This window comes from Pseudomonas sp. Colony2 (genome assembly GCF_019382755.1).
Taxonomy (GTDB): domain Bacteria; phylum Pseudomonadota; class Gammaproteobacteria; order Pseudomonadales; family Pseudomonadaceae; genus Aquipseudomonas.
The window spans coordinates 3712103-3712497 of sequence record NZ_CP080030.1 but is presented as its reverse complement, the minus strand read 5'-3'; the positions used below and the strand labels follow the sequence as shown (position 1 = coordinate 3712497).

Genomic DNA, 395 nt, shown 5'->3' with positions numbered 1-395 from the left:
CGCCGAGCCCTAGCGAGGCGCCGACAGGCGGGGCAGAGCGCTTTGGTTACTTTGCCGCTTTTTGTACGGACCGGACACATGGTTGACGGGTGTACGGGGACATGGTGGACACTTTTCGGCGAGCTAACTACGCCGGAAAACCATCATGCCCTGGAATACGAGAGACGCCATGAGCCTGAAAAAAGAGTTCGTTGCCTTAGCCCGGCAACCCGGCAGCAATAAACGAGAACTGTGTCGACGGTTCGGTATCAGTCCCCAAACCGCGTACAAGTGGCTCGGTCGCTACGAAGAACAAGGCCAGCAAGGTCTGCTGGAGAAATCCCGCAGGCCAGCCACTAGCCCAAAACTTACCGAGCCCGCGCTGGAGACTGAAGTCTTGGCAATTAGGCGGGAGC

At 58.2% G+C, this 395-nt stretch carries 1 pseudogene (cut by a window edge); it reads left to right on the top strand.

The window, feature by feature from the left end:
• Positions 1 to 145: 145 nt before the first annotated feature.
• Positions 146 to 395: pseudogene (locus JV201_RS14660) on the top strand (IS481 family transposase) (it continues 877 nt past the right edge of the window).